This window comes from Cupriavidus sp. YAF13, from assembly GCF_052113425.1.
Classification (GTDB): Bacteria; Pseudomonadota; Gammaproteobacteria; order Burkholderiales; family Burkholderiaceae; genus Cupriavidus.
This window is the reverse complement of record NZ_JBFRDD010000045.1, coordinates 53,782-71,846: the sequence shown is the minus strand read 5'-3', so window position 1 is coordinate 71,846 and position 18,065 is coordinate 53,782. Positions and strand designations below refer to the sequence as shown.

Here is an 18,065-nt window from a genome sequence, read left to right as displayed (position 1 = left end):
GGCCAACTTCTGCCCACACTCGCTCACCGAACTCAAAACGACCGCCCGCAATCGGCTGCGCAGCGCACAGCAACGCGCTAGCATCATTGCCGCGTGCTGGAAGCAGGCCGAGTTGTGGTGATGTCATCATTTATACAAGGATCAATAGGGCTCGCCGGCAGGCGGGCACCAGAGGCGCAACCATGGCGGATACGTGGCATATGCTTTGCATTGCAACTCCCTGAAAGCAGACCTATCCTCGAAAAGAGGTCTTTGTGCTTCGCAACCGTGCCGGAGGCCCCCTATGAAGCCCTTGATCCACCACTTCCATACCAACCCGCCTCATCACGGTGCGCGGTACTACTTGGCGATTGCGCTCTGCTTGCTGGTGCCGGCACTAGCTTACCTAGGGTGGGCGGCAACTTCGGCAAGCCAGTGAGATGGCCGAGTGTTGCAAGCAGTAAGCCGCGTAGACAAAAAGATCCCTATTGGTCACACTTGCCGAGTTGGCTAGTGGCCCCAGATTTAAGGGGAGTAGCTGCATCACAGCGGAGCTACATAGTGTTGCGGGTATTGGTGTTGTTTCTAATTCTTCTGGCCGTGCGAGCGATCTACTTGCATCGACACGTTGCGGCCATGGGATTGGTTCGACGCGACGCGTCGGGATGGTTCAGTTACGAGTTGCGCCGGCGTGTTCTATTGGTGGCAGTTCCCGGGCACGTTTCCAGCTACCCCGTTCCGAGAGAAGAGCGCGTCCGTGTCGTTCGGCTTGCCGGACTGGTTCTATGGCACAAGGAACTCAGCATTGCGCTGCCGAACGAGGCATGTTCGCATCTGGGCGATATTTCTCCGCAGGAGTTCGATACCCGCTTTCCAAGCTGGCTGCAATTGGGTCCTCCAGGGCGCGGAGCTCAGCGCGGGGCTGCCATGCGGCGGTCTGAGTAGCGCTTGAGAATGCGATGGCTCATGAACGAGCGGCGCCATTGTAGGGCGTGGTGCGTGGGTAATGTCACGCCTTCTCTTTGATGGTCTGCGGCGCTGGCTCTGCGGCCATCCGCTCTGCTGGGTAGGGCCGCATGAAGCTGCGCGCCAGATCCGGATCCCTGCATGTCAGCCAGTCATCCCATTCCGACCTCGGCACGATCACTATCATCCGTTTTTCTTTGCCCGGCGCATGGAAGCGATTCATCAGCGGGTGCTTGTCTGAGTTTACCGTCAGCATGGTGAAGCTGAATACCTCGGCACCGGCCTCGCGCGGCCAGGCCCGCCATAGGCCCGCAATCGCGAAATCAGGTTCGTCCCTTAGCCAGATCCGCCATCGGACCGACTTGGCGCCGCCCTCATAGTTGGGTTCGTAAAAGATGGTAGCCGGCACGAGACAGAACAGACCGTTCGCCCACGCGCCAGCGAATGATCGCTTTTCGCGAATCGTCTCCGATCGCGCATTGGTTGTCTCGAATTTCTTTACGCCCGGCTGAATGCGGGATTTCGGGATCATGCCGAAGGTGCCTATCAAAGCTTGGCGTTTGCCATCCTGATTTGCTTGGATGATCGGTGCCGCATAGTCTGGCCAGGTCTCTGGCGGATAATTGAGCGGCGGCGGCTCGACGCCATAGACGTCGCGCAGCAGCTGGCGTTGGATCGGGGCGTAGTTATTGCACACGGCCAGTCCTCCCTGTTGTCTCGGCAAGAGTATCCGCCCTTCGGCGGTCCCAGAATACTCCTTCTCCCTGGCCTCCCTCAGGGTGGCACGTGTGTCGCGGCTTCAGGCCGAGAAGGAATGGGCCATGCCCCACCTTTGGGGGGGGCGTTGGGAACCTTGCTTGCGCACGGGTACAGTGCCAGCATGCGCAAGGGAATCCGATAGGTCCAGCTGTCCCGCTATCCGATCTGTGCGGCCGGTGGCTGGGCGCGGCGATGTCTTGTCGCGGTAACGCGACAGGCCGGCGGTGAGAGTCACACGGGCAACTGTTTGGTGTCGAGGGTTCAGAATCATGACATTTTCGTACACGCTGATCGATCTCGCTGGCTTTGTTGCGCTGCTGCTGTTGGGCACCCAGATGTTTCAAACCGGCATACAGCGCGCATTCGGTGCCGGCCTTCGATCAATCCTGGGGGGTACGCTGCGCGGACGACTCCGCGCCTTCTTCGGCGGAATGGGTGTAACGGCGGTGTTGCAGAGCAGCACGGCGACCGGACTCATTACTGCCGGCTTCGCTGCCGAAGGGCTCGTCGGACTTGTCCCGGCCCTTGCCGTCATGCTCGGCGCAAACGTCGGCGCAACATTGCTCGTGCAGGTGCTGTCGTTTGAGGTCGCGACCGTCTCGCCGGCCTTGATCCTCGTTGGCGTGCTGATGTTCCGCAAGGCATCGAACGCGCGCGCACACGATCTGGGTCGCATGCTTATAGGCTTGGGCTTGATGCTGCTCGCGTTGCACCAGTTGCTCGAGTTGATGACGGATTACGAGGATGCCCCCAATCTTCGCATGCTGCTGGGCGCCGCCTCCACTGTGCCGTTGGTCGATGTTCTGCTGGCGGCCGGTTTGACCTGGGCCGCAAATTCGAACGTTGCGATCGTCCTGCTCGTCACGGCGCTTTGCGCGCAGAACGTGGTTCCGCCCAACACGGCTTTTGCGCTGGTGTTGGGTGCGAACCTAGGCACCGCGATCAATCCCGTGCTGCAAGCGACTGCACCTAACGATCTGGTATCGAAGCGATTGGCGGTTGGCAATCTGCTCACGCGGGCAGTCGGTGTCTTGGTGGCGCTCGCAGCGCTTCGGCCGATTGGTAGCTTCATGGTCACGATCGAACCGGACAATGCGCGTGTGGTTGCCGATTTTCACACGCTGTTCAATCTGGTTCTCGCCGGCCTGTTCCTGCCGTTGCTTTCCCCCTTCGCAAACCTGCTAACTCGGCTACTGCCGCCGCTAGTGGAGGCTGCCGACCCGTCGCGGCCGTTTCACCGCGATCCAGCCGCGAGGCGGATTCCGATGGCGACGTTCGACAACATGGCGCGCGAGGCACATCGTTTGACGGATGTCCTTGGCCAGATGCTGCCGGGCACCCGTGCCGCAGCCATTAACCGCGACCGGAAGCACATCGCCGGGGTCCGTCAGCGTGACGATATTCTGGATAGCCTAGATAGCGCGACCAAAACCTACCTGACGCCTCTCGATCCCGGGCTGCTTGCTGAGAATGACCATCGGCGCATTCCTGAGAGAGGGTACGTGACGTATGGTGAACGGCAAGATGGATTCGAAATAAGGGAGCACCGTGGCCACACGCTCGAACTCATTAGCGCTGATGGCAAGACGCAGGCGTATTACCCTGCAAAGTCACTGTGGCTCACCTTGCAGGATCTCCAGGTCGTCCAACAACTAGAGTCTGYGGGGGGAGACGCGCAGTCAACGCTTTCTACCTACATCCAAGGGACCGCGTCTTTCGACGACTGTCGCCTGTCCATTATTGGCGAATCCGAGAATAGTACGCGTACGGTCCAGGTTTCTTTTGCAGCCCGGGAAATCAGCACCGCAGACGGGCAAGGCCTTCGCGAATGGCAAGAGGAACTCGGCATTGCCCTCTCCGACGTCCCACTTGGCATCGCAAGGCTCGGCTATAACCGCTCGGACCGTGAGATGCAGGAACCGGATCAGTGGTGGGCGTCGTGCCTCGTGCCAGAAAGCAGCTTGCAGGCGCTGTCCGAGGGTGTTGCGGACGGACGCCTTACTGCTGTCAAGGTTGGGCTATGCCTGAGGGGCGTCTACGTATCCGAGCAGGTTATGGGTGATATTCCCGGGGAGTCATGTGCTTGCCTCAGGCCAGGTAAGAGCGACAACACCATGGAGTCGCCGGAAATCGCAAATGGATACGTTGTTCATCTCTCGCTAGATCTCACGAAAGTCAGCTTGCGCGGGCTCGAACAGAACGAGAGTGCGCATGATGGCCTGGCGCTGCAAGAGCAGAGAAACCTTACCGAGGCAGATGCCGTCAGCGTGCTGGTGGAGAAGCTCAGCAAGCTGGTCGCAAGCTTGAAATGGCTTGCAGCGCTTGTTGCGCTCTTGGTCATCGTTTTCGCATTTAAAAACCGATGATCGAGTGGACCCATACGGCACGAAGACTGGGGCCACAGGCGCAGGGTTAGTGCCACGCGGCGAGAGCAGCGGGGGTCGGGCGATCCCTAGGCTAACAGTGCATTGCTTGCCATTGCGGAGGAATGACGTGTGGATACAAAGGCCTACTGGGGCTCCCCTTGATACTGGGGGTCGCTTCAAAAAACGGACAATATTGCCCGCTGAGATTTCGGGAACCCTGCCAGAAGCTGCCTACCGGGCGGCAAAGGCCTGATCCATCTGGCGTGCCCGCTTCACCTCATCGCTTTGCAGGTAGATCGAGGTGGTGGCCACCGACGCGTGGCGAAGGTTATCGCGCACGGTGGTCAGCTCCGCGCCACGGGCCAAGGCATGGGTCGCGTGCGTATGCCGCATCCAGTGGGGACTGGCCCGATGCAGCTTTTCCGCGACTGTCGGGTGATCGCCGGCGAGGATGTCCGCAGCCTGGCCAAAGAAGCGCCGCATTACCGTCCACAGGCGGGTGCCGGTGATGCTGGTTGCGCTGTCCTGCTCCAGGCTGGCGATCAAGGGCGTCTTGGGATTCCAACGGGCTGGCGTCACGGGCAGGCCGCGCTGCACGAGATGCTGATCGAGGGCCGTTCGCGCAAGCGGTGGTAACGCCACTTTTCCAGGCCGACTGCCCTTACCGATCAGGTGGAGCCAGTCGGCCCGATATCCTTCATTCATCTGCATGGCAAGGGACGCAAGCAGCGGTCGCTGCCGTTTTGGAAGAGCACAGCCCGAGATGTTCGCGACTGGCTTGGCCGTAATCCGCAGCTGACCGAGCGATCGCCGCTGCTGCCCACACGTCAGGGCAATGCAATGAACCGAGCCACGGTCTGTCAGCGGCTGAAGCTGGCGACCAAGGCAGCGTCGGATCGGCATCCCGAACTCGCTAACGTCAAGGTATCCCCGCACCGCATCAGGCATTCGACCGCAATGGCGATGCTGCAGTCCGGTGTATGGCCCACTGAGATTGCGTTGTGGCTCGGTCACGAGAGCCCGACGACGACGCACATGTACGTCGAGGCGGACCTCGAGATGAAGGAACGCGCGCTCGCTCGATTGAATCCGCCAGATGTGAAGCGAGCTCGGTACCAGCCACCCGAGACGCTTCCGCGATTCCTGAAGTCGCTGTGATTATGTGAACCAAATGGAGGACACGCCGCGCTTCCAACCGAGCGCGGCCCCTCGCTCGTCTCAGCCGGATTTACATAAAAACGCTGTTCGCATTAGACGCGTCATGTACATAAGACCATAGCGCGTCGAACTACACGTACATCGAGGCGACCTGGTCCCAACAACTGCCCGACTGGATCGCCAGCCATGTGGTGCCCTGAACTTCTTCGGCGGTTGCACCGAGTTGTGGGTGCCGGACAATCGGCGCAGCGGCGTGACCAAAGCGTCGCGCTACGAGCCGGACCTTAACCCGACCTATCAGGACCTTGCCAACCACTACGGCGTGGCTGTGCTGCCGGCCCGCGTACGCCGCCCCAAGGACAAATCGAAAGTGGAGAATGCGGTGTTGGTGATGTCGCGCTGGGTGCTGGCGCGCCTGCGCCATCAGCGCTTCTTCAGCCTTGGCGAACTGAACCGCGAGATGCGTGCCCTGCTGACCGCCCTGAACCAACGCCCGTTCAAGAAGCTGCCCGGCAGCCGCGCCAGCGCCTTCGCCGAAATGGATCAACCAGCCTTGCGCCCCTTGCCAGGACAGCCCTATGAGTACGCCGAGTGGAAGCTTGCCCGAGTCGGCGTTGACTACCACGTCGAGGTCGACGGTCACTACTACTCGGTTCCTTATCAACACGCACGCGAGCAGGTCGATGTGCGCGTCACCGGAGCGACGGTCGAGATCTTCCGCCACGGCCAGCGGCTGGCCAGTCATGCCCACTGCGCCTTCAAGGGCCGGCACACGACGGTTGACATGCATATGCCGCGGACCCACCGCGAGGTCGCAGGCTGGAGCGCGGAGAAACTGACCAGCCGGGCTACTGCCATCGGCCCCCGCTGCACCACGCTGGTCGAACGCTTGTTGCGCCAGCGGCGCCATCCGCAGCAGGCGTTCCGCAGTTGCCTGGGTGCGCTTCGGCTGGGACAGGAGTTCGGCAACGCGCGCCTCGAAGCGGCCTGCGCGCATGCGCTCAAACTCAACACCGTGAGTTGGAAGAGCCTGCAATCGATCCTCAAGAATAGCCTGGACTTGCAGACCCCGCCGGGCGCGCAACGCACGCTCGACCTGCCGGAGCACGAGAACCTGCGCGGCGCCCACTACTACCAATCGAACTCCATCCTGCACTGAAGCGCCAACGAAAGGAAAATGATGCTGCACCATCCCACCTACGACAAGCTGAACAAGCTGCGCCTGTTCGGCATGGCGCGCGCCTTGCACGATCAGGGCAGCCTGGACCTTGATCACCTCGGCTTCGAAGAGCGCCTCGGCCTGCTGGTTGACCGCGAGGCGACCGAGCGTGATGGGCGGCAGTTGGCTTTGCGCCTACTGCGCGCCAAGCTCAAGCCGAATACGGTTGCCGAAGACACCGACTACCGCCACGCACGAGGACTGGACAAGCCATTGTTCCAGCGCCACTGGCCGGCCAGTGGCTGTCTGAGAAGCAGAAGGTGCTGCTGACCGGCCCGACGGGCGTGGGCAAGACTTGGCTCGCTTGCACGCTGGCCCACCAAGCGTGCCGTCAGGGCTACAGCGCCTACTACGTGCGCTTGCCGCGCCTGCTCGACGAACTGAGCATCGGCCGAGCCGACGGCCGTTACACCAAATTGCTCAAGCAGTTGGCCAGAATTGACGCCTTGGTGATCGACGACTGGGGTCTGGCTGTCCTCGACGATGTGCACCGCCGCGATCTACTGGAGGTGCTCGACGACCGCCACGGCGCCCGTTCAACCATCGTCACCAGCCAATTGCCGATCGATCACTGGCACGCCGCCATCGGCGATGCCACATTGGCCGACGCGATCCTCGACCGGCTCGTCCATAACGCGCATCAGCTCACGTTGAAAGGTGATTCCATGCGAAAAATGCGCGTCCGTTTGACAGCGCAGACTGACCAGGAGTAAAAGCCGAACTTCGACCCCGCGTCGCTGCGCCCGTAGTGTCCAGTTTGGCCTGGAACGCGTGCCCAGTTTGCGTTGGAACAGGTGCCCAGTTTGCGGCGGAGCGGGTGTCCAGGTTCGGCGGAATACGCAGACGGGAGCGACACGCGGTGCTTGGGTCCAGCAGGACCAAATCATAGACGCCCCCCTGGGGGAAAGACCGTGCTGTCAGTACATGGCTTCGGCGGTACATGGCATGGGGTTAGGCGAAAGGGGAGCCCGCGGCCGCGGCGACCGGTATCGAGGAGAGGTCGCGGACGAGATGACTAGATTCCTCGAGCCAAAGCGCGCGGTCTCCCATAATCTTCGCGTTGCATTCTATTCTGCTTAGACTATGAAGGATGAAGCAGAGGATGTGAGATGGGGGTGACATGCACGCGAGTAAGTTTGCGCGAGGATATCTGGAATTAGCTGGCATCCTGGCGGTGGCAGCTGGCCGGACCGTTCAACGCGGCGAAGGACCAGCGAAAGGTGACCTAGTCACGGCTCATGGCGAGTCAGACCCCTCAGTGAAGTTCAACTTGCTCATCATCGAATCGAACGCACCGGGCGAGTGGCTTGCAGAGGTCTTTGCCATTGGATGCGGGCTCGAGTCGTTGACCACGTTTGACGGCGTGGATCTCGGGGACAAAGTGCCAATCTTGCTGGACGAGATTTCGGGAATTATTAGGCGTAGCCGGGCGCAATGAGAGCACCTGAGGGATTTCGGTTCCCCTCCGGCATTCTTCGGCTTGGCCACGTGCTCGGTCCGAAGTCAAACACGCATCGGCGGAACGAGTTCGCATGCGCTTACGCGGACCATAACCCATTTGCAAACGTCGCCTTCGCCGCTGCGCAGTTCGTTCATCCGAGCGTGGTGGTGACCGACTGGATCATGCCGCATGCCGATGGCGCGATGCTTTGCAAAATGCTGCTACGCGAGCCAAGCCTTAGCGCCACGCCAATCGTGATCTCGACCAGTTGCAAGCTACAACCCGTGATCGCCAATCCGACCGTCCGCTACTGCCCGAAACCCTGCCTGCCCGACGATGTGGTGCGGGCCGTTCGTGACCTCCTTGGCGACGCGGCCTTCCCATGTGTGTACGACGCGCTGCAGTCTTGAAACTCTCCCCGAGGGCTGATCTGGACGATGACAGCTGGCGGCAATACTGGCGGGACCGATACCCGCCGGCGATTACTTCTGGCTGGCCTGGCCGCTCTTGGTCGGGCTTCCGGGCGTACCCCAAGACGCAGAACGCGAGAGGCCGGCCCCCCCAATTTGGCAAGGCTTCGACCCAACTGGCCAGCACCAGCAGTCCAGGGTTTCTCGACCCATGCCGCTGCTCCCGGCATTGCGCACCTGAGCGTGACAGCCATCCGGACATCCCAGCGACTCTCGCCACGGCGCGGCTTATAAGCTCGGCAGTCCTGCCAAAGGCAGAAAATATCGTGAATAACATTCACGGGGTCCCGCGCAAGGACGGCCGGGAACGTCACCAAGGAAGGCGCGAGATATGCGGAATCGCATCCTCCTGCGCAGGGGAAGGCAACAGTAGCGCACGGCGTGCACGACACAGTCGTAAAGCGGCAGCCTAGCCTATCTACCACACACAAGCGATCCGCCCGCCTGACCAACGGGTCCGCCAATGCTGCTGGCGGAGCACACGGCGCTGCAGGCGGAAGCCGTCGGGTTGCTGAGGCTGGCATGGCCGCTGCGACAAGCGAAATAATTTCGTAACAATGGTTGGGACACGAGGGGCGAGACCTAACATTATAAGAAGGGAGGAAACCCTCCTGACAGGCTGCCAAGGGACCGTCCGCAAGCGAAGCGGGCGATGGTGTCTCAAGGGTGACCTCAGGAACTGTGACTAACCTCAGGTTCTTAGTGAGACGACCATGAACTATGAAGAACGCGATACTTATGGCATGTATAAAGGCAACCGCGCCGAAGGGCCTGGTCCCCACTTGATGGGTGCCGACACCCTGGTTGGGAACGACGTCTACAACCACAAAGGCGAGGATCTGGGCGACATCAAGGAAATCATGTTGGATATGCGCACCGGAAGAGTGAGTTATGCGGTGTTGTCATTCGGTGGGTTCCTCGGCATGGGGGAAAAGCTGTTCGCCGTGCCATGGAATGCATTGACGCTCGACACGGCGAACAAGCGCTTCGTGCTAAACGTGGAAAAGGATAGCCTTGAAAGAGCACCGGGATTCAATAAGGACAAATGGCCAGATATGGCCGACCAGTCCTGGGCGATACAAATCCATTCGTTTTATGGCACTCAACCGTATTCAGACGAACCGCGCATATAACCTAATCTGCTGCCTCGTCCGCGCGGCTTCTTAAGCGCGGACTGGCAAGCGCAGGTAATTGTATCGGCTGCTCGAACGTTGCTTGCCCTACCTCCGTCACCCTCCAATCAGTCATGCCCAGAAGCTTCGCGTGAGCTGTCGCTTCAGCGGGCTCTGATACGAGGCGTTCTTTGGCCAAATTCAGTTTTTTCGCACGACTCCAGAAATTAGTCAACGTCAGACGTGGGAGAGGCAGCGTGAAATGCCGGACTGGAATGGACTGGCTACGGCGAGCGGTCAATGCCAGGCAGAACTTTTCGTTGCGATAGTGGTTGATTCCTCCCAGGCGACGGGCATGTCACGAGCTGACCGGGTACGCCAACCATTCATCGGTGCCGGTTTGCAAGTGCCCTGCGCCAGGCACATATTTTGCGGGTTGGACCATGGCTCAAACGGTTCAGTAACCGTCACCACACAGGAGCTCGACGATGACAAACGAGAATGGCAGGCCCGATTCGAAGCCACGGGCCAAGCCCTGCACCCGCGGCCATATCGAGCAGCCGGGGGAAGGCCGCAAAACCACGCAGCCGGGCGAGCACGACCCGCAAAGCGAGCAGCCCGCGGATCTGGCGAGCACCTCCCGCTAGCAGGTGCTGGAGCGCTAGCGGCGGCTCTTGCAGCGGATGGGGCGTGTAAATATTTTTCGCCAGGTAAAAGAATCCATGAAGACCTTTCACTGCGGCAGTTGCTCCAACCTGGTTTTTTTTGAGAACGTCACCTGTGAGCGCTGCCAGGCGCCGCTTGGCTACGTCTACGACATCTCGCAGATCTGCGCGTTCGAACCCGCGGAATGCAACCTGTGGCGCAGCTTAAATGCCGGCGCGCAAGACAAGCTTTACAAGCAATGCCAGAACTACGCTGTGGCAGGTGTGTGCAACGGCATGATCCCGGCCACTTCGGAAGACGTGCTTTGCGAGTCATGCAAGCTAACGCGCACCACGCCATGCCTGGATACGCCGAACAACCGGCTCTACTGGGCCCGGCTTGAGGTAGCCAAGCGCCGCGTCCTCTATACCTTAACCGCCCTGGGCCTGCCGCACGTGTCCCGCGAGGCCGCTCCGGAATTCGGGCTGCAATTCGACTTCCTGGAAGACGTTGGCGAGGAGCGCGTGATGACCGGGCACGACAACGGCCTCATCACCATGAACATTGCCGAGGCCGACGACGCCCATCGGGAAAAAACGCGTTCGCTGATGGGCGAGCCGTACCGCACCTTGCTGGGCCATTTCCGGCATGAGATCGGCCACTACTATTTCGATCGCCTGATCGCCGGCACCCGCTGGCAGGCACCGTTTCGCGAGCGCTTTGGCGATGAGCGCGCGGACTATGGCGAAGCGTTGAAGGCGCACTACGACAAGGGCGCGCAGGAGGGCTGGGAGCAAAACTACGTCAGCGCCTACGCGGCCACCCACCCGTGGGAGGACTGGGCCGAAACCTGGGCACACTATCTCCACATCGTCGATACCGTGGACACAGCCGCGGCATGCGGCCTTGCGCTCAAGCCAGGCACGGCAGGAGAGCCCACCCTGACGGACCAGACGCCCGTCGGGGATGCCAGCTTCCAAAGCCTGATGGACCGGTGGTTTCCGCTCACCTACGTGCTCAACAGCCTGAACCGGAGCCTGGGCGTGCCGGATGTCTCCCTGTTCGCGCTGAGTCCTGTCGTGGTCGATAAGCTGCGTTTCGTGCACGAGGTGGTGTCGGCCGGGCCGCAGGCCGCATTGCCTAATCCGTAAGGCGCTTATTCCGGCTCGATAATCGCCACCGTTTCCACGCCATTGACCTTGTCGAAGGTTGCGTGGACCTTGCTCCCTTCCTTCAGAGATGGGGCCCAATATCACCCCGATAGCAATTGGCTTGGACACCGTCGAGCAGGTGTGCTGGGGCTTTGATAATCATATAGCCGGCCTCCCCTCTGGCTAACCTGGATGGCCAGATGAATCGAAATCAGGAAATTCGTCGTCAAGTATCTCGAACACCTCTTCCGCCTTTCCTCCTAGATTGGATTCAAGATTTCGCAACAAGTGTTCATCGGAGCGCAGCCATCTATATGCCCGCTGCACATCCTCAAGGGTGGGCTCGATCTCCAGAATCCGTGCAATCACTTCGCCTTCAAATGGACCGATAATCTCGCGGATTTCACTAGCGCTTGCGTATCGCGAATCGGTCTTGGTGTTGCGCATGGCAATGTCTCCGATCGTGTGCACTCGGTACCATCGTCGAACTCACCGAATGCGTCTATGGGCCTTGTCGCGCAGGCATGGAATGTCTTCGGTACTGATCACCACTCCTGGTTTCGACCTCAATGATTTCAGCTTAGCAGCTGCGTTTGCCAGGCTCCAACCCTCCGACTAGGCCGCGAGGTTACCCAGTGAGACGATTCCGGATAGCCAGAAAGACCAGGCCAGCCGAGTGGCTGGCCGAGAATTTAGCTTCAGCTGCACTCTGCGCGAAGGATGAAGGAAGGTGTCATGATCGACGTGACGGACGCTGGGTGCCGGAGGCTTGGATTCGCGACAGCCTTTTCGTTGACCCGGCCCACTCCGGCCGGAAGCCCCGTCCTGCCTGAAACCCAGACGCACTATGGCAAGGGCGACACCTTGCGCGTGGTAGAGCTGTTTGCCACCATCGGGCCTCGTTGCTGCAACCCGGTTGGCTTGCGGGATGCCTTGCTGCGATGGCACGGCATGACGCATACGGTCATCAGAAGCGCTGGATTGTCGGACCCGGGCGCTCAACCCTGGGCGCCCAAGCCGAGGCCGCCATCGAGAAATTGAGCGATTGGATCACCGTGCCAGCGTTACGACTACTGGAGCAACTGTGTCCTAACCGCGAATAGGTGCAAGCGTCGCGATTGGCTGACGCACACTACTCGCGACTTCTTAGCGACTTATATTGGGTCGATTGGCGCCACATCAGGCCTCAGGCGTTACGTCTTGGCGGCGCGCGACCCATGCTCGACGGTCTGCTTGGCCGCCTTCGGCGTCGTCCTGCTCGCCGCATTGAAATTACTTTCGGCGACTTCGATCGCCTGTTTCACGGTCTGGTACATTGTTTCTGACAGTTTGTTGTTGGCGGTGATCACCGACGTCAGCGCGGTAACGGCGGGCTCCGAACCCGCCGGCGCGCTGTTCGCAAGATTCTCGACGAGTACCTCGCATTGCACCCCGATGGCCTTGGCGAATGCGGATTGCGTGGCGGACCCAATGTCGTACAGTTGACGGCAGTACGACAGCACGTTCTCGCCGATCGGCTGCATCAGACTGGCTTGCAGCGCGAGTAGCTCTTGCTGGTCTTTGACAGCTAACGACTTCTGTGCGAGCTCCCGCGTTTCCGCCAGCGTCGACTTCATTACCTCCAGATTCAGCGCAACTAGTCTCTCGAAGCCTGCGAAGGCCTGGTTCGCCAATCCAAACAGGATGGCGAGGTTGGCTTGTTCAAATGCCGCGATTTGCTCGGGAGGTAGCGGATTCATCATGAAACTCCTGAAATTCGACTCGACGCGTGTCCGAGAGAATCGGACGACTATTTTTGTGCGACAGGATGTGTGTTGGACTACAGGGGCGTATCACGATGCAATGCAACCTCGTGCGGGTTAGACGCATAGGCACCCATCAGCGATGACGATCAAGCGAACCACTCGCCTACAGTGCCATCATGAGGGCCGCATACAACGCCCCCAGCTCCCTCAGCGAATTCCCGCGATGGCATTGAGGATGGTACCGCCCCTAGCCGTGATGCGGGGACGTTGGTGTCCGGAGGGGAGTTCCTCTAGGTTGACGAACTGGTGTTCGAGGAGGGTGTCAAGATCCGCGCGATCCAGTTCAGTGGCGGCCGGGCCGTCCTTGATCAGCATGAGGGTCGCCAATTCATGAGGACTCAGCATCCTGTTGTCTCCTATGTTTAAATTCAGGTCTTCTGGGAGGCGTCACTTGTAGTCCTCGCACTGTGCGCATGGGACGCGGTGGAGACTGTGACTTCCTTTGTACGAGGTCCTCGACCACGGGGCGCCTACCGCGCGCGCCCGGAAGACTTATTCAATACCGTCCCAGGCGCATTATCAAGGTGTGACATGTTTTTTTAGGACAGTCTTCGCCTGGCCGACGTCCAACTGTCGCTTCCTGGATCGCTTGTACATCGTCCAGACCGCCCGACTCCATCGCGGTCTCTGCCATGCACCGCATGCTTGAATACCTGACATCGCCATCCTAAATTGTGACTAGATCTTAGGCCAATCGATGTTGCAGTGCGGGATCACCGGAGGGGGCTGTTGACTCGGCGGTTCCGCCGGAGAGGCCCATGCTGTAGCCTGTGGACGCGGTTGCCTGGCCGGTGGGGTCTTTCGGCCGAATCCTCGGCGTTGGCGGGAAGCTGTTCGGCCTGCGCCGACCTTCGACCTGCAATGCAAATGTTTCGTGCTCGAGCTGACTCCATGCATTTGGGCGGCACAGTTTTCTGCCTAGTCTTTGCAGATCCGCGCCAGGAACCGACGGTGCGCCAAGCAGAAGAATCCGACGACTGATAAGGAGGTCGACATGATGACGAAATGGTTGTTCGCTGCCATCTTTTCGCTGATGGTTACTGTGCCGACGAGCTTGGTACTCGCAAGAACCGCGTCCGCAGCGGGTTCAAAGGCGGATTACGACGCCGCGGTGAAACAGGCCGACGCTGATTACAAGGCAGCCAGCGCCAGGTGTGGCGAGATGACGGCCAACGCCAAGGATGTTTGCAAGGCCGAGGTCAAGCGGGATCGCGATGTTGCGAAGGCCAACGCCGAAGCCTCGCGCGACGGCACCGCCAAGGCGCAAGCGAAGGCACACAAGGTTAAGGCTGACCGAGACTACGACGTGGCTAAGCAAATGTGCGGCGACAAGACGGGCAACGACAAGGATGTTTGCGTGAAGGAAGCCAAGGTTGCTCACGAGAAGGCGCTTGGCGCGTCCAAGGTCGAGAAGGCTGCCGCCACGGGAACCAGCACAGATGTCGCGGAGGCTCGTCGCGAAGCCAAGAAGGACACCATGGACGCCAAGTACAAGGCCGACAAGGAGAAATGCGATGCCCTGTCCGGCGATGCCAAGGACAAGTGTACGGCGGACGTGAAGGCACGGTACGGCAAGTAATCGGGCAAGTCACAGACGGAGGTCTCGGACGCTAACTATCTGGCTGATAAGGACAAGTGCGATTTCGGCAGCGCCAAGGACAAATGCATTTCGGACGCGAAGGCCAGATTCGGCACGTAGTCATTGCCTCGGTGGGCGGGGCATGCCGTCGCCGCTTGTTGAGGAAGTGGGCAGGTCCGGCAGCGGATTCACCATCAGGAACCCGAATGGGAGTTGATCATGAACTGGGATCAGATCGAAGGCAAGTGGGAGCAAGCRAAAGGCAAGGTCAAGGAAAAGTGGGGAAAGCTGACTGACGATGACCTAACCCGGATAGAAGGTAAGCGCGATCAACTCGCTGGAAAAATCCAGGAACGCTATGGCTATACGAAGGAACAGGCTGAGGAAGAAATGAAAGCTTGGGAGCGTGACACCAAGTGGTAGACATTGCTCAACGCGCTGGCGCCTGTCATTGAGTAAGGAACGTTTGCGCCCGGTGCCACCAGTGAGGTTTATCCCCATAGGCCGCAACACGCCTAGAGGGAAAACCATCCTTTATCCGTTCTACCCGAAGTGGAGTGGGCTCGCGCATTTGAACTGCGGTAGGTTTGGCCTTGAATGAGGTAACGCGCCAGAAACGTTGCTGCTCATACGCGATCATCTGCGCCTCGAACCAGGACTTCGAACCGCGTCTACCGTAATCCTCGGCTACCCCGGCGTGCCTAGCTATCGGCATGCATCCTACGTGCACGCACGTGGCGTCGAATTTCGCTGGGACTGTCGGGTAAACAAGCTTGAATCTCCTTGAAACAGGATTGGACCGCGCGGCCACCCGGGCAGGCCACTTCCGCTCGTTCTGGCCTTCGGATTAGTAGGATAGGCGGCCCCGGCGCCTGCCGTGCCGGCTTTGCGGCAATACGGGCAAGATGGCGCTGCGGCGCGTCCAGCTTGTGCAGCCGTCGCCCGCGACGGACAAGCTTGCGATGGCGATCGCGCAGGGCGTCGCGAGCCAGTGCTCTTACCGACATCGTCAGCGGCATTTGCTTTGACGGTTCCGCATCATCCCGCCAGGGCGCAATCGCCATTGAAGCGAGGATACCGATTGGTGTCCAAACAGAGTCGCCAGCAATGAAGCTCAGCCGAGTCACCGTACTGGTCGCCTTGTTGGCAGTCGCCGGAGCCGTGGTATTGGAGCGCAAATGAGACCGCCGGAAAGCTCCCGGGACGACTCTCCTTCGGCCCGGGCACCGCCCCTAAGTCGAAGACCGCTCGACTCGCAGGCGACGGCGGCCCCGACGCCAGCCCCCCGCCGCGCTGCCGAGAAGAAGTGACCCGCCAATGACCACATACATCCTACGGAAACGCCAGGCCATCCTGAGCATCAAGGTCTCCGTTGCCGCTAGGCCAATCGTGGACGACGTCGTCGCCCCGATGCGAGGGGTACGTCGTCAATACCAGTTCACCTTCCGGGACATGCTGATGATACGCACAGCGAATTCGTTGTGCGAAGCAAAGATCCCGAGCCACAGCTCGCGCGCGCTAACTCGCTTTAAGGAAGATTGGAGAGGGGAGTGACCGCCAAGCTCTGCCCGACTACTTGCCGTACTTCGCCTTCGCATCGGCCGTGCACTTGTCCTTGGCATCGCCGGACATGGCATCGCATTTCTCCCTGTCGGCCCTGTACTTTGCGTCCAGGGTGTCTTTCTTGGCTTCGCGACGAGCCGCCGCGACATCTGTGCTGGAGCCGGTTGAGGCGGCCTTCTCGACCCTGGCCGCGCCAAGCGCCTTCTCGTGAACAACTTTGGCTTCCTTCAAGCAAACATCCTTGTCGTTGCCCTTCCTGTCGTCGCCGCACATTTCCTTAGCCACGTCATAGTCTCTGTCGGCCTTGACCTTGTGTGCCTTCGCTTGCGCCTTTGCGGTGCCGTCGCGCGAGGCATCGGCGTTGGCCTTCGTAACATCTCGATCCCGCTTCGCCTCGGCTTTGCAGACGTCCTTGTCGTTGCCCTTCCTGTCGCCGCACTTGTTGCTCGCTGTCTTGTAATCAGCGTCGGCCTGTTTCAGCGCGGCGTCGTAATCTGCCTTCGCACCCGCGGCCAAGGCTTGTGCAAGTGCAGAACTCGCCCGGACGGTAACCTTGTCCATGATCTTTCTCCTTAATATGAGTGAATTACCGAGCATATGAACAAACGTCTGGTGCTCAAATTCAGCATTGAGTGTGAGTGCCCGGCAGCACTGATCCACAATGTGATTTCCAAGCAATGAATCGCGCCGATAATCTATATCCTTCCTGTGTCGTCGTGTCCTTCGCGAGGCATCTCCGTTAGATTCGGTTGTTCCCGGGCATCTGCACGACTCGGCGTCAAACTAACCAGAAAGGCTGACATATAGTCCGCAGTGCTGTCGGTACGATAGCGGACATATGTGCACAGGCGACTATGCCGGCCAGCCGCAGAATGCTAGGCACTGTGCTCGGTCGGACTGGCGCGCCGGCCCTGCGGTCAGGCGGACCACCGGTCGAAAGCGTAGTCAAGGTGGGCTATCGCGTGCACAAATCGTGTGGATCTTTGCGGACGTGCTCAACGTGCTGGACAAGCGAGTCAACGATATCGACTACTGCTATGCCTCCCTGCTCAAGGGCCAGACCTCGCCGGTCGACACCAACTTCGCGCCCACCGGCATCAATGACCACCATCTCCATCCCGCGGAGCCGCGGACGATGCGGGTTGGGGTGACTGGAAATTCTGAGTGGGCGAGGCCGAAGCGGATGCAGGGCTACATTGGAGCGAGGCCGCGACCGACAAATTGGCCATGTCTAAGGAAATGTTAGTCGAGCGCCCAAAGCATGATTGGGTACGCCGCGCGCATCAATCTTGACGAGAGCGCACGGCGAGGCGTGCAGCCTGCCCCAAGGCTGTGATGCAAGGAGCATTTACGAAAAATTATGGCTGGCCAATGATTATTGGCCGGGAATAATTTGCCCTAATTGGGCAACGCGGGTCCACCCGCGAGGTCGCCTCTAGCGCGGCCGTGCGATGTTGGGGTGCCTGGAACCTCATGGTGCGCGCTGTCGCTACCGCGCTCGTCAATCGCGCAGTGACCTGGAGGTTTGGCGCGAAGAAGTTACCTGGCCTTGAGGTGTTCCACAATCGCTGCGCACGCTGGTTGCCGTGCCGACCCTACTGACCAACGAAGCGACCAACCGCACGTGGGCGTGACCGGGCATAGATCGGATTCGGCGCGCCACCTCATAGCCGTCCATGTCTGGCAAGCCGATATCCAGAAGCACCACGTCGGGCCTGAAAGTGTAATCCAGCGCGGCGTGCCCCTCGGCGGCGACTTGACCAACGTGCTGGCAAAGCGGCCCGCGGTGCCGCGCAGTCGACGACCCTACGGCATTGGATGGTGGCCGAAGTAGTGCGGCGAAAAGCACCTT

At 60.1% G+C, this 18,065-nt stretch carries 15 protein-coding genes and 4 pseudogenes; 12 read left to right on the top strand and 7 right to left on the bottom strand.

All coding sequences use genetic code 11. From position 1 onward, the window contains the following. Nucleotides 1-121: pseudogene (locus tag AB4061_RS29870) on the top strand (IS630-like element ISCARN39 family transposase); the annotation flags it as partial. Nucleotides 122-988: 867 nt separating this feature from the next. On the opposite strand, the gene AB4061_RS29865 reads toward AB4061_RS29870, so the two are convergent. After that, on the bottom strand, nt 989-1,642 hold the full coding sequence (locus tag AB4061_RS29865) for an SOS response-associated peptidase (protein ID WP_441639827.1): 654 nt from the start codon (nt 1,640-1,642) through the stop codon (nt 989-991). 331 nt (nt 1,643-1,973) lie between these two features. On the opposite strand from AB4061_RS29865, the gene AB4061_RS29860 reads away from it, so the two are divergent. Further along, a complete protein-coding gene (locus tag AB4061_RS29860; RefSeq protein WP_441639826.1) occupies nt 1,974-4,070 on the top strand; it encodes a Na/Pi cotransporter family protein in 2,097 nt (698 codons plus the stop codon). A gap of 231 nt (nt 4,071-4,301) precedes the next feature. Here AB4061_RS29860 and AB4061_RS29855 read toward each other — a convergent pair. Continuing rightward, nucleotides 4,302-4,751, bottom strand: a pseudogene (locus AB4061_RS29855) (tyrosine-type recombinase/integrase); the annotation flags it as partial. On the opposite strand from AB4061_RS29855, the gene AB4061_RS29850 reads away from it, so the two are divergent. The 7 genes and pseudogenes from AB4061_RS29850 to AB4061_RS29820 all read left to right on the top strand — a co-directional run bounded on the left by AB4061_RS29850 (nt 4,743) and on the right by AB4061_RS29820 (nt 11,266). After that, entirely contained in the window at nt 4,743-5,228 is a 486-nt protein-coding gene (locus tag AB4061_RS29850; RefSeq protein ID WP_441639825.1) for a tyrosine-type recombinase/integrase, read from the top strand. The pseudogene AB4061_RS29855 and the gene AB4061_RS29850 overlap by 9 nt on opposite strands. Nucleotides 5,229-5,481: 253 nt before the next feature. Beyond that, complete coding sequence (locus tag AB4061_RS29845; protein WP_441639824.1) at nt 5,482-6,387, top strand: Mu transposase domain-containing protein; 906 nt, start codon at nt 5,482-5,484, stop codon at nt 6,385-6,387. 21 nt (nt 6,388-6,408) lie between these two features. Continuing rightward, nucleotides 6,409-7,160: pseudogene (gene istB / locus AB4061_RS29840) on the top strand (IS21-like element helper ATPase IstB). A gap of 895 nt (nt 7,161-8,055) precedes the next feature. Continuing rightward, nucleotides 8,056-8,298, top strand: a complete 243-nt coding sequence (locus AB4061_RS29835) for a hypothetical protein (protein ID WP_441639823.1) — start codon at nt 8,056-8,058, stop codon at nt 8,296-8,298. A gap of 773 nt (nt 8,299-9,071) precedes the next feature. Continuing rightward, a complete protein-coding gene (locus AB4061_RS29830) occupies nt 9,072-9,491 on the top strand; it encodes a PRC-barrel domain-containing protein (RefSeq protein WP_441639822.1) in 420 nt (139 codons plus the stop codon). 467 nt (nt 9,492-9,958) lie between these two features. Next, nucleotides 9,959-10,117: a hypothetical protein gene (locus tag AB4061_RS29825; RefSeq protein WP_441639821.1), complete on the top strand. Its 159-nt coding sequence runs from the start codon at nt 9,959-9,961 to the stop codon at nt 10,115-10,117. A gap of 75 nt (nt 10,118-10,192) precedes the next feature. Next, nucleotides 10,193-11,266: a zinc-binding metallopeptidase family protein gene (locus tag AB4061_RS29820; RefSeq protein ID WP_441639820.1), complete on the top strand. Its 1,074-nt coding sequence runs from the start codon at nt 10,193-10,195 to the stop codon at nt 11,264-11,266. A gap of 183 nt (nt 11,267-11,449) precedes the next feature. Here the strand turns inward: AB4061_RS29820 and AB4061_RS29815 are convergent, their stop codons facing one another. The 3 genes from AB4061_RS29815 to AB4061_RS29805 form a co-directional block, all read right to left on the bottom strand. After that, nucleotides 11,450-11,713: a hypothetical protein gene (locus AB4061_RS29815; protein WP_441639819.1), complete on the bottom strand. Its 264-nt coding sequence runs from the start codon at nt 11,711-11,713 to the stop codon at nt 11,450-11,452. Nucleotides 11,714-12,459: 746 nt separating this feature from the next. After that, nucleotides 12,460-13,005, bottom strand: coding sequence for a phasin family protein (locus AB4061_RS29810; RefSeq protein WP_441639830.1), 546 nt, complete (start codon nt 13,003-13,005; stop codon nt 12,460-12,462). Nucleotides 13,006-13,218: 213 nt separating this feature from the next. Continuing rightward, nucleotides 13,219-13,386, bottom strand: coding sequence for a hypothetical protein (locus AB4061_RS29805; RefSeq protein ID WP_441639818.1), 168 nt, complete (start codon nt 13,384-13,386; stop codon nt 13,219-13,221). A 679-nt stretch (nt 13,387-14,065) separates the two neighbouring features. Between AB4061_RS29805 and AB4061_RS29800 the strand changes: the two genes are divergently transcribed. Next, nucleotides 14,066-14,650, top strand: a complete 585-nt coding sequence (locus tag AB4061_RS29800; protein WP_441639817.1) for a hypothetical protein — start codon at nt 14,066-14,068, stop codon at nt 14,648-14,650. 219 nt (nt 14,651-14,869) lie between these two features. Continuing rightward, the gene (locus AB4061_RS29795) at nt 14,870-15,073 is read left to right on the top strand and encodes a CsbD family protein (RefSeq protein ID WP_441639816.1); all 204 of its coding nucleotides are present in this window, start codon (nt 14,870-14,872) and stop codon (nt 15,071-15,073) included. Between the two features lie 1,149 nt (nt 15,074-16,222). On the opposite strand, the gene AB4061_RS29790 is transcribed toward AB4061_RS29795, so the two are convergent. Further along, on the bottom strand, nt 16,223-16,774 hold the full coding sequence (locus AB4061_RS29790; RefSeq protein WP_441639815.1) for a hypothetical protein: 552 nt from the start codon (nt 16,772-16,774) through the stop codon (nt 16,223-16,225). A 383-nt stretch (nt 16,775-17,157) separates the two neighbouring features. Here AB4061_RS29790 and AB4061_RS29785 point away from each other — a divergent pair. Further along, nucleotides 17,158-17,363, top strand: a pseudogene (locus AB4061_RS29785) (TonB-dependent receptor); the annotation flags it as partial. A gap of 351 nt (nt 17,364-17,714) precedes the next feature. Here AB4061_RS29785 and AB4061_RS29780 read toward each other — a convergent pair. Then, a complete protein-coding gene (locus tag AB4061_RS29780) occupies nt 17,715-17,918 on the bottom strand; it encodes a hypothetical protein (RefSeq protein WP_441639814.1) in 204 nt (67 codons plus the stop codon). Between the last annotated feature and the right edge of the window lie 147 nt (nt 17,919-18,065).

Excerpts from the sequence above, each read along its gene's own strand:
- AB4061_RS29830 (WP_441639822.1), top strand. The coding sequence starts at position 9,072 with ATGAACTATGAAGAACGCGATACTTATGGCATGTATAAAGGCAACCGC.
- AB4061_RS29825 (WP_441639821.1), top strand. The coding sequence starts at position 9,959 with ATGACAAACGAGAATGGCAGGCCCGATTCGAAGCCACGGGCCAAGCCC.
- AB4061_RS29820 (WP_441639820.1), top strand. The coding sequence starts at position 10,193 with ATGAAGACCTTTCACTGCGGCAGTTGCTCCAACCTGGTTTTTTTTGAG.
- AB4061_RS29815 (WP_441639819.1), bottom strand. The coding sequence starts at position 11,713 with ATGCGCAACACCAAGACCGATTCGCGATACGCAAGCGCTAGTGAAATC.
- AB4061_RS29810 (WP_441639830.1), bottom strand. The coding sequence starts at position 13,005 with ATGAATCCGCTACCTCCCGAGCAAATCGCGGCATTTGAACAAGCCAAC.
- AB4061_RS29805 (WP_441639818.1), bottom strand. The coding sequence starts at position 13,386 with ATGCTGATCAAGGACGGCCCGGCCGCCACTGAACTGGATCGCGCGGAT.
- AB4061_RS29800 (WP_441639817.1), top strand. The coding sequence starts at position 14,066 with ATGATGACGAAATGGTTGTTCGCTGCCATCTTTTCGCTGATGGTTACT.
- AB4061_RS29790 (WP_441639815.1), bottom strand. The coding sequence starts at position 16,774 with ATGGACAAGGTTACCGTCCGGGCGAGTTCTGCACTTGCACAAGCCTTG.